Here is an 8,754-nt window from a genome sequence, read left to right as displayed (position 1 = left end):
TAAAAATTTTTTATTTTTTTGAAAGTTTTTTTTAAAAGTAATAAAGAAAAGCCTGTATTACAGGCTTTTCTATTATTCTAGTTCTTTGTTAATGATGAGAAATTTTTCTTCTCCGTAACCTCTTTTCATTAAACCTGCTTCAGCTATGTCTAGAAGATCTTTTGAAAAGGATTGGATCGCTTCTTTTTCTTCTTTACTTAGAATTTTCTTTGAATATTTCTTTCTAAGTTTTCGATAGTCCTGTTCTTCATTTTTAAAAAATGAACAATCTTCTAAAAAGTTTTCCAGTTTTTCTAATTCTACAAACAAGCCCAACTCAAAGGCAATCGGGGCAAAAGTGGTTTCTAATGGTTGCGTACAAACACTTCTAAATTCCACAGTCCCACGAGCAGTTAGATCTTGAAATTGGTAACTTCGATGTTGTTTTAGATCTTCTTTTACAGGGTTAATGATCTTCTCATTTCCATCAGCCGTATAGGCCGTAATTTCTTTTTGATCTAGATAGTTTTCCACTCGAATTGGTTTAAAATAATATGATTTGCCCTCTCTAATTGCCGTAAAAATAGCTGTTCTAGCGAGATTATTAAAAAACTCTTCTTCGCTTTGGTAGTCCTTAGGATAAATCCCTACATTTTCCTTATAATAACCATGTAAGGATTCTTCCCAGAAAATATCTCTGGCAATTTTTGTATCCCAAACCTCTGCTGAAAATTCTGAGTTAGAAAACAAATATGCTTTTACTGCTTCAATTTTATTAAATGCATTAATGATGCGAAGATAGTTATCGCGCCTTACATCCAATTGAACCTGGTTTCCGCATATAAATGCTCCGTACGAAGGATAGGAGTGTGTTTTCATCCCTGTACCATTCATTGCAAGGAAAGCCATTAACATCTTGTATCGTTCGATTTTCACTGGGCTATTATCATTTTCTTTCCACAAAGGATGGATTCCGCGCCCTTGGATTTCGTGATTATTTTCTTGCAAAATCGGTTGAATGATCTTTAAATAGGCCTCAAAACGTTTGGCTACCTCATTTATAGAATGAGCTCTCTCAAATGCAAATTCAATTGTATTGTAACTCAACTCGAATAGAATACGATCTTTAGAAGAGCAGTGAATCAATTGAATGGGATTTTGATCGTCATCTATTTTTTCAACTTCAAAATCTGATAAGTTGGCTAAGGTTCGAAAAAGATTTTTCGTCACCTCTATATTTGTTTTGTTTCCATTTGTTTCTACAATCGGAAACTCTAATTCAACTCCGACAAAGAGTTCCGAATCCTCTTTCATATTACTAAGGTACTTCTCTTTTAGTAATTTAATTGCTTGTTGTTTTGTCATTGAATCCTTTTTCTTCTATTGGAGATATGGGTTCCATTATATCATTTTTTGCTATTCTCGACTACTCATGAAAAAGCAAGACAAAACGCCTGCTTACGAAATTGTTTTAAATTAAAGCAATTTCGTAAACAAGCGTCTACCATTCATTCAATATGATGAGTGTTCCCGCTGGGGAAAATCCCCAGCGGTAGACCAGAGCTAGACTAAGAATAACAGTGTATTCCATCATCATAACACTCAACAAAATTGATGATATTATACCAATTCGATGATAGCCATTGGCGCAGCATCACCACGACGTGGTTCAGTTTTAAGGATACGAGTATATCCACCATTGCGCTCAGCATAACGAGGTGCTAATTCAGAGAACAATTTTTGAAGTGCAGTTGTTTCTGAGTATTTACCTGTTTCTTCATCAAAGTTTTGTGATGCAACTTCGTTACGTACGAATGCAGCAGCTTGACGACGTGCATGCAAATCACCACGTTTACCCAAAGTAATCATTTTTTCAACTGATTTACGGATTTCTTTCGCACGTGCTTCAGTTGTTACAATTGCTTCATTGATGATAAGATCTGTAGTCAAATCGCGAAGCATCGCTTTACGTTGTGAGCTAGTGCGTCCTAGTTTACGGTAAGCCATGTATTCCTCCTCTATTTATCGTTTTTTAACCCAAGGCCTAAGTCGGCAAGTTTGATTTTAACTTCTTCAAGACTCTTACGTCCCAAGTTACGAACTTTCATCATTTCTGCTTCTGATTTTTCAGTCAAATCGTAAACAGTATTAATGCCAGCACGTTTCAAACAGTTATATGAACGAACTGAAAGATCTAATTCTTCGATCGTACGTTCTAAAATGCGATCATCAGAAGTTGTATCCACTTCCTTCATAACATCTGTTGCAATAGCAATTTCAGTTAAGTTTGTGAATAGATTTAGGTGTTCTGTCAAAATACGAGCAGACAAACCTAAGGCATCTTCTGGAATGATTGTCCCATTTGTCAAAATTTCAAGGGTTAGCTTGTCAAAGCCATCGTTGCTACCAACGCGTGCTGGTTCAACTTGGTAATTGACTTTTGTCACTGGCGTATAGATTGAATCTACAGCAAGTGTTCCCACTGGTGCATCATCTTTTTTGTTTTGATCAGCTGGAACATAGCCACGTCCACTGTTTACAGTAAGCGTTGCTTTCAAAGATGCTCCTTCTCCGATTGTAAATAGATAATGATCAGGGTTTACAATTTCGATGTCACTATCAGTAAGAATATCTCCAGCAGTTACTTCTGCAGGTCCTTCTACATCAAGTTCAATAATCTTTTCGTCTTGGACGTAAGATTTAACGGCGATTCCTTTAACGTTAAGAATAATTTGCATAACGTCTTCACGGACTCCTGGAACGGTATCAAATTCGTGGAGTACACCTTCAATGTTGATTGAAGTGACAGCTGCACCTGGAAGTGAAGCCAGAAGTACACGACGAAGTGAGTTTCCAAGTGTTGTACCATAGCCACGTTCAAGTGGTTCTACGACAAACACGCCATAATCTTTGTTTTCATCAATTTTTGTTATATTTGGTTTTTCAAACTCAATCATTTGCTATACTCCCTCTTAAACGAAAAGCTGTGTAATTGTTGATGATTATACACGGCGACGTTTTGGAGGACGAGCACCATTGTGTGGTACAGGAGTTACATCGCGGATTGCAGTTACTTCAAGACCAGCAGCAGCAAGTGCACGAATAGCAGACTCACGACCTGAACCAGGACCTTTAACAGTTACTTCAACAGATTTAAGTCCGTGTTCTTGAGCAGCTTTTGCAGCAGCTTCTGATGCCATTTGAGCAGCAAATGGTGTAGATTTACGAGAACCTTTAAATCCAAGTGCACCTGCAGATGACCAAGCGATTGCGTTACCATGCACATCAGTAATCATAACAATTGTGTTGTTAAATGTAGCGTGAATATGAGCAATACCAGATTCGATATTCTTTTTCACACGACGTTTACGTGTTGGTTTAGCCAAGATTTTTACCTCCTTATTTTATTTTATTTTTTCTTACCTGCAATCGCAACAGCTTTACCTTTACGAGTGCGAGCATTGTTTTTAGTGTTTTGTCCACGAACTGGAAGTCCACGACGGTGACGGATACCACGGTATGAACCGATTTCCATCAAGCGTTTGATGTTCAAGTTTACTTCACGACGAAGGTCACCTTCAACTTTGATTGCGTCAACTTCACGACGGATAGCATCTTCTTGATCTGGTGTAAGATCGCGAACACGAATATCTTCAGAAACACCTGCAGCAGCAAGGATTTTCTTAGATGTTGGAAGTCCGATACCGTACACATAAGTCAATGAAATTACTACACGTTTGTCATTTGGAATGTCAACTCCAGCAATACGAGCCATGTTTTCTCCTTTCTATCTTATCCTTGACGTTGTTTGTGTTTTGGATTTGCTGGGCAAATTACCATAACACGACCATTACGACGAATTACTTTACAGTATTCGCAAATTGGTTTGACCGATGGTCTTACTTTCATTTTTATCCCTCCAAGTTTTTCGATTATTTAAAGCGGTATGTGATACGTCCACGTGTCAAATCGTACGGACTCATCTCCACTGTAACACGATCTCCCGCTAAAATACGAATATAGTTTTTACGAATTTTACCAGAAACTGTTGCTAAAATCTGATGTCCATTTTCAAGTTCAACCGTAAACATAGCATTCGGCATTGTATCGACTACTTTGCCTTCTACTTCAATCACATCGTCTTTTGCCACGCAAAAGTACCTCCATAAATTTCGATTCATTCCTCTGAGCACAGAGGTAACAATTATAAGTCAGACTAACTAATTGTAACACTAGTTGTCCAATATTGCAAGCATGAAAAACGCTTTTATTTCAAATTTGACAAGACTTTTTCAATGTCTGAAAATACATCATTGATATCTTGGTTCCCTTGGATGTCATGTACGAGTCCTTTTGAACGATAAAATTCAATGATTGGTTCACCTTGGGCAATATTAACATCCAAACGACGTTTTACTGTCTCAGGTTTATCATCTTCACGTTGGTAGTAATCTTCCTCTTTGTAATCAACTGGTGGATTGAATACTTTATGGAAAGTTTCTCCAGTTTGACGATGAATGATACGTCCGCTCAAACGCTCTAAAAGACTGTCTGGATTTACTTCGATGTTGATAACACCTTCAAGCTCAATACCAAGTTCAGCCAATGTTTTATCTAAAGCATGAGCTTGCTCAATGGTACGTGGATATCCGTCTAACAAGAAACCTGTTTCTTTAATATCATCTTGAGCAAGGCGTTCTTTTACAATTCCATTGGTTACTTCATCTGGTACCAACTCACCTTTATCAATGTATGATTTTGCAAGCACACCCATTTCAGTTTGGTTAGCCATCGCTGCGCGGAACATATCTCCAGTGGAGATATGCGCTACGTGAAACTCTTCAACGATTTTAGCTGCTTGAGTTCCTTTACCTGCTCCAGGCAACCCCATAATTAAAAGATTCATGATGAATTCTCCTTATTTTGTTTTTAAATGGAAGCAGGAGCGAATTCCTATTTCCATTTAAAAACAAAATAGAAGGCTGACAAAGTCAACCTTATTCTATTCTGTTGTTGTGTCCATAAATCCGACATACTTACGTTTTAATAAGTAGCCTTCTAATTGTTTCATTCCCTCAATACCTGTTGAAATAATGATTAACAAACTAGTTCCTCCAAGAGCAACTGCATCTGTCAAACCAAATAAATCTCGAGCCAGGATTGGAATGATAGTAATAAAGCCAAGGAATACTGATCCGACGCTTGCTAAACGACGTAGCAAACGAGACATAAACTCTTCTGTCCCCTTACCAGGGCGGACGCCTGGGATATAGGCACCACTCTTTTGAAGGTTTTCTGCCGTTTTTTCAGGATTGATCTGAACAAACGTGTAGAAGAAGGTGAAGAGAATGATCAATAAGGCATACATTGCCACACCAGTTGGTGTGTTTGTAGCCAACATGGCTTGAGCTGTTTTCACCCATCCTGCATTGTAACCCATAGCGCTAATCACTTGGAAAATTGCAGCAGGCGCTGCTGTAATCGAACTAGCGAAGATGACAGGAATAACTCCTGCTGGGTTTACTTTCAAAGGAAGGTAAGAACTTGATGGAGCTCCTTGTGCAATCTTTGTATATTGGATTGGAATCTTGTATTGTGCTTGCTCTACAAAGGTTGTAAAGTAAACAATAACCAAGACAGCAAGGATTAGTACCCCAACAAAAATGAGGGAATTGGTCATTTGACCAGAACGAACGTTCACAAATGCATTTTCATAGATTTCTTTAATCATCTCAGGAATCGATGACACAATCCCTGCAAAGATAATCATTGATACACCATTACCGTAGCCTTTATCTGTGATTTGTTCTCCAAGCCAAGTCACAATCATGGAACCGGTCGTTAGAATCGCACCGATTAATAGATAGGTCTTGGTATTTGGAGTTGCGACTAATTTCGCCTGAGACAAGGTGTGGAAGGTTGCTGTAATCCCGATGGATTGAACAAAGGCTAGAACCAAAGAAATATAGCGTGTTGCTTGGTTAAGCTTTCTTCGACCAACTTCCCCTTGTTTGCCCCATTCAACAAACTTAGGTAACAGATCCATTTGCAAAAGTTGCACGACGATCGAAGCTGTGATGTATGGGCTAACCCCTAATGCGAAAACTGAGAAGTTCCTCATGGCATTCCCAGAAACCAAACTGAGCATGTTCAAGAAGGACACATCTTGAAGGTTGTTCAGAATTTTCGCATTTACACCAGGCACTGTAATCGTGGTCCCAATGCGGAAAACAAGAATGATGAAGATCGTAAATAAAATCTTCGACCGTACTTGTTTCACCTTAAATGCATCTTTTAATAATTTAAAAAACATAGGTCACCTCACTTAGATGACTTCAACTGAACCACCTTTAGCAGTGATAGCTTCTTCAGCTGATTTAGAGAATTTAGCTGCTTTAACAGTCAACTTCTTAGTCAATTCTCCGTTACCAAGAATTTTGATACCTGATTTTTCAGCTTTTACAATTCCTGATTCTACAAGTACTACTGGAGTTACTTCAGCACCATCTTCAAAGGCGTTCAATTGATCAAGGTTCACAATAGCATATTCTTTAGCGTTGATGTTTGTAAATCCACGTTTTGGAAGACGACGGAACAATGGAGTTTGTCCACCTTCAAAACCAAGACGTACACCGCCACCGCTACGAGCTTTTTGACCTTTTTGACCACGGCCAGAAGTTTTACCATTACCAGATGAAGTACCACGACCAACACGGTTGCGAACTTTACGTGAACCTGTAGCAGGTTGTAATTCATGAAGTTTCATTATTAATTTTCTCCTCTTTTGTAAATTGCTAACGCATGTAATCAGGAAAAGGTGTCCTAACTACAAACTCGCCTATACTTATATTTAGTTTTAGGGGATGAGAACCTCTCATACCCCTGAAAACTTTGTTTCTATTTTTAAATAGATTATTTTACTTCTTCAACTGTTACCAAGTGAGATACAGCAGTGATCATACCACGTACTGCTGGGTTATCTTCTTTAATAACAGAGCTGTTCAATTTGCCAAGTCCAAGTGCTACAACAGTTTTACGTTGTGACGGGATGCGTCCGATTGGAGACTTAGTCAAAGTAATTTTAATTTGAGCCATTTGAATCTCCTTTCTTAAGCCAAGTCAGAAACTGAAATACCACGAAGGGCAGCAACTTCATCAGCGCGTTTCAATTGTGCCAAACCGTTAACAGTTGCACGAACGATGTTGATTGGAGTGTTTGATCCAAGTGATTTAGATGTAACATCTGCAATACCTGCCAATTCGACAACGGCACGAACTGCTCCACCTGCAGCAACCCCAGCCCCTTCGATAGCTGGTTTCAACAATACACGAGCTCCACCAAATACTGATGTTACTTCGTGTGGAATTGTTGTTCCAACCATAGGAACTTCGATCAAGTTTTTCTTAGCATCTTCAACAGCCTTACGGATTGCTTCTGGAACTTCTTGAGCTTTACCAGTACCAAATCCAACACGGCCATTACGGTCACCAACAACTACAAGAGCTGCAAAACGAAGACGACGTCCACCTTTAACAACTTTTGTTACACGGTTGATGGCAACTACGCGTTCTTCAAGTTCAACTGCATTATCTTTAAATGCCATTTTCTAGTGTCCTCCTATTAGAATTTCAATCCGTTTTCACGAGCTGCATCAGCCAAAGCTTTAACACGTCCGTGATATAGATATCCACCGCGGTCGAACACCACTTCAGAAATACCTTTAGCAACTGCACGTTCAGCAACAAGTTTGCCGACAACAACGGCTTGTTCAGTTTTAGTTCCTTTTGAAACTTCTTTGTCAAGAGTTGAAGCGCTTGCGAGCGTTACACCCGCTACGTCATCAATCACTTGAGCGTAGATGCCTGTATTAGAACGGAATACGTTCAAACGTGGGCGATCAGCAGTTCCAGAGAGTTTTCCGCGAACGCGACGGTGGCGTTTTTGACGGATTTTGTTTTTATCTGGTTTCGAAATCACAATTTTCACCTCTTAATTTTAAAATCATGTGCTAAGCACTGAGTTGGTAAGATGAAGGTTGGTTGAAAAACAACCAAACTACATTATTTACCTGTTTTACCTTCTTTGCGGCGAACGTATTCACCAACATAACGGATCCCTTTACCTTTGTATGGTTCAGGTGAACGAAGGCTACGTACATAAGCAGCTGTTTGACCAACTACTTCTTTTGAAATTCCGCTAACAACGATTGTTGTTGGGTTTGGAAGTTCAAAAGTAATTCCTTCTGGAGCTTCAACTTCGTCTGGGTGTGATTTACCAACAGCCAAAACAAGTTTTGATCCTTGAAGTTGTGCACGGTATCCAACCCCGCGCATTTCAAGTTCTTTCTTGAATCCTTCTGATACACCAGTAACCATGTTGTTCAAAAGGGCACGAGTTGTTCCGTGGATTGTTTTCATTTCTTTTGAATCGTTTGGACGGTGAAGTGTTACTTCATTACCTTCCACACGGATTTCAATATCTTTTGAGAACGTACGAGTAAGTTCTCCTTTAGGTCCTTTTACAGTTACAACGTTGTCATTGTTAGTGAGTTCAACACCAGCAGGCAACACGATAACTTTATTACCAATACGTGACATGTTTTATATTCTCCTGTTAAATTGTCAGGCCTTTGCGGGCCAGTTTTCACGGGGTTTAAGATACTTATTTAGTTCAAGAGCTGAACTGAACACGCTCTAAGAACTGTGTAAAATAGATAAGTTGGCTTGTTTGTCAACAAACTGCTCCAACTTCCTAATTTTGCTTTGTTCTTTACA

The 8,754-nt window shown here is 39.0% G+C and carries 14 protein-coding genes; all 14 read right to left on the bottom strand.

The features are described 5' to 3' along the window. Positions 1-72: 72 nt before the first annotated feature. Positions 73-1,344 carry a gamma-glutamylcysteine synthetase gene (locus WKT08_RS10305; RefSeq protein WP_340281911.1) on the bottom strand — a complete coding sequence of 424 codons (1,272 nt, stop codon included), beginning with the start codon at positions 1,342-1,344 and terminating at the stop codon, positions 73-75. 255 nt (positions 1,345-1,599) lie between these two features. Further along, entirely contained in the window at positions 1,600-1,986 is a 387-nt protein-coding gene (gene rplQ / locus WKT08_RS10300; RefSeq protein WP_003002399.1) for a 50S ribosomal protein L17, read from the bottom strand. Between the two features lie 11 nt (positions 1,987-1,997). Further along, entirely contained in the window at positions 1,998-2,936 is a 939-nt protein-coding gene (locus WKT08_RS10295) for a DNA-directed RNA polymerase subunit alpha (RefSeq protein WP_003009635.1), read from the bottom strand. A gap of 45 nt (positions 2,937-2,981) precedes the next feature. Further along, positions 2,982-3,365 (bottom strand): 30S ribosomal protein S11, encoded by a 384-nt coding sequence (gene rpsK, locus WKT08_RS10290; protein WP_003002390.1) that lies wholly within the window; start codon positions 3,363-3,365, stop codon positions 2,982-2,984. A gap of 23 nt (positions 3,366-3,388) precedes the next feature. Continuing rightward, positions 3,389-3,754, bottom strand: coding sequence for a 30S ribosomal protein S13 (rpsM, locus tag WKT08_RS10285; protein WP_003009631.1), 366 nt, complete (start codon positions 3,752-3,754; stop codon positions 3,389-3,391). Positions 3,755-3,771: 17 nt separating this feature from the next. After that, positions 3,772-3,888 (bottom strand): 50S ribosomal protein L36, encoded by a 117-nt coding sequence (rpmJ, locus tag WKT08_RS10280; protein WP_001808836.1) that lies wholly within the window; start codon positions 3,886-3,888, stop codon positions 3,772-3,774. A 23-nt stretch (positions 3,889-3,911) separates the two neighbouring features. Then, positions 3,912-4,130, bottom strand: a complete 219-nt coding sequence (gene infA / locus WKT08_RS10275) for a translation initiation factor IF-1 (RefSeq protein WP_001029883.1) — start codon at positions 4,128-4,130, stop codon at positions 3,912-3,914. Positions 4,131-4,246: 116 nt separating this feature from the next. Further along, complete coding sequence (locus WKT08_RS10270; protein ID WP_021154254.1) at positions 4,247-4,885, bottom strand: adenylate kinase; 639 nt, start codon at positions 4,883-4,885, stop codon at positions 4,247-4,249. A 96-nt stretch (positions 4,886-4,981) separates the two neighbouring features. After that, positions 4,982-6,292 carry a preprotein translocase subunit SecY gene (secY, locus tag WKT08_RS10265; protein WP_023920186.1) on the bottom strand — a complete coding sequence of 437 codons (1,311 nt, stop codon included), beginning with the start codon at positions 6,290-6,292 and terminating at the stop codon, positions 4,982-4,984. A 12-nt stretch (positions 6,293-6,304) separates the two neighbouring features. Then, entirely contained in the window at positions 6,305-6,745 is a 441-nt protein-coding gene (rplO, locus tag WKT08_RS10260; protein WP_003002405.1) for a 50S ribosomal protein L15, read from the bottom strand. 146 nt (positions 6,746-6,891) lie between these two features. Further along, complete coding sequence (gene rpmD / locus WKT08_RS10255) at positions 6,892-7,074, bottom strand: 50S ribosomal protein L30 (protein ID WP_002894509.1); 183 nt, start codon at positions 7,072-7,074, stop codon at positions 6,892-6,894. Between the two features lie 14 nt (positions 7,075-7,088). After that, complete coding sequence (rpsE, locus tag WKT08_RS10250) at positions 7,089-7,583, bottom strand: 30S ribosomal protein S5 (RefSeq protein WP_003009617.1); 495 nt, start codon at positions 7,581-7,583, stop codon at positions 7,089-7,091. Between the two features lie 17 nt (positions 7,584-7,600). Beyond that, the gene (rplR, locus tag WKT08_RS10245; protein ID WP_003010871.1) at positions 7,601-7,957 is read right to left on the bottom strand and encodes a 50S ribosomal protein L18; all 357 of its coding nucleotides are present in this window, start codon (positions 7,955-7,957) and stop codon (positions 7,601-7,603) included. Positions 7,958-8,040: 83 nt separating this feature from the next. Beyond that, positions 8,041-8,577, bottom strand: a complete 537-nt coding sequence (rplF, locus tag WKT08_RS10240) for a 50S ribosomal protein L6 (protein WP_223346042.1) — start codon at positions 8,575-8,577, stop codon at positions 8,041-8,043. Positions 8,578-8,754 lie beyond the last annotated feature (177 nt).

The sequence above is a fragment of the Streptococcus sp. HCA-5024 genome, from assembly GCF_037890265.1.
Lineage (GTDB): Bacteria > Bacillota > Bacilli > Lactobacillales > Streptococcaceae > Streptococcus > Streptococcus lingualis.
The sequence above is the reverse complement of the archived record's forward strand: the minus strand, read 5'-3'. Positions and strand labels throughout refer to the sequence as shown.

Bases quoted from the DNA above. Each gene is read 5' to 3' on its own strand.
- rpmJ (WP_001808836.1), bottom strand. From the start codon at position 3,888: ATGAAAGTAAGACCATCGGTCAAACCAATTTGCGAATACTGTAAAGTA.
- rpsE (WP_003009617.1), bottom strand. From the start codon at position 7,583: ATGGCATTTAAAGATAATGCAGTTGAACTTGAAGAACGCGTAGTTGCC.
- rpsM (WP_003009631.1), bottom strand. From the start codon at position 3,754: ATGGCTCGTATTGCTGGAGTTGACATTCCAAATGACAAACGTGTAGTA.
- WKT08_RS10270 (WP_021154254.1), bottom strand. From the start codon at position 4,885: ATGAATCTTTTAATTATGGGGTTGCCTGGAGCAGGTAAAGGAACTCAA.
- rpmD (WP_002894509.1), bottom strand. From the start codon at position 7,074: ATGGCTCAAATTAAAATTACTTTGACTAAGTCTCCAATCGGACGCATC.
- WKT08_RS10295 (WP_003009635.1), bottom strand. From the start codon at position 2,936: ATGATTGAGTTTGAAAAACCAAATATAACAAAAATTGATGAAAACAAA.
- rplQ (WP_003002399.1), bottom strand. From the start codon at position 1,986: ATGGCTTACCGTAAACTAGGACGCACTAGCTCACAACGTAAAGCGATG.
- secY (WP_023920186.1), bottom strand. From the start codon at position 6,292: ATGTTTTTTAAATTATTAAAAGATGCATTTAAGGTGAAACAAGTACGG.
- rplO (WP_003002405.1), bottom strand. From the start codon at position 6,745: ATGAAACTTCATGAATTACAACCTGCTACAGGTTCACGTAAAGTTCGC.
- WKT08_RS10305 (WP_340281911.1), bottom strand. From the start codon at position 1,344: ATGACAAAACAACAAGCAATTAAATTACTAAAAGAGAAGTACCTTAGT.
- rplF (WP_223346042.1), bottom strand. From the start codon at position 8,577: ATGTCACGTATTGGTAATAAAGTTATCGTGTTGCCTGCTGGTGTTGAA.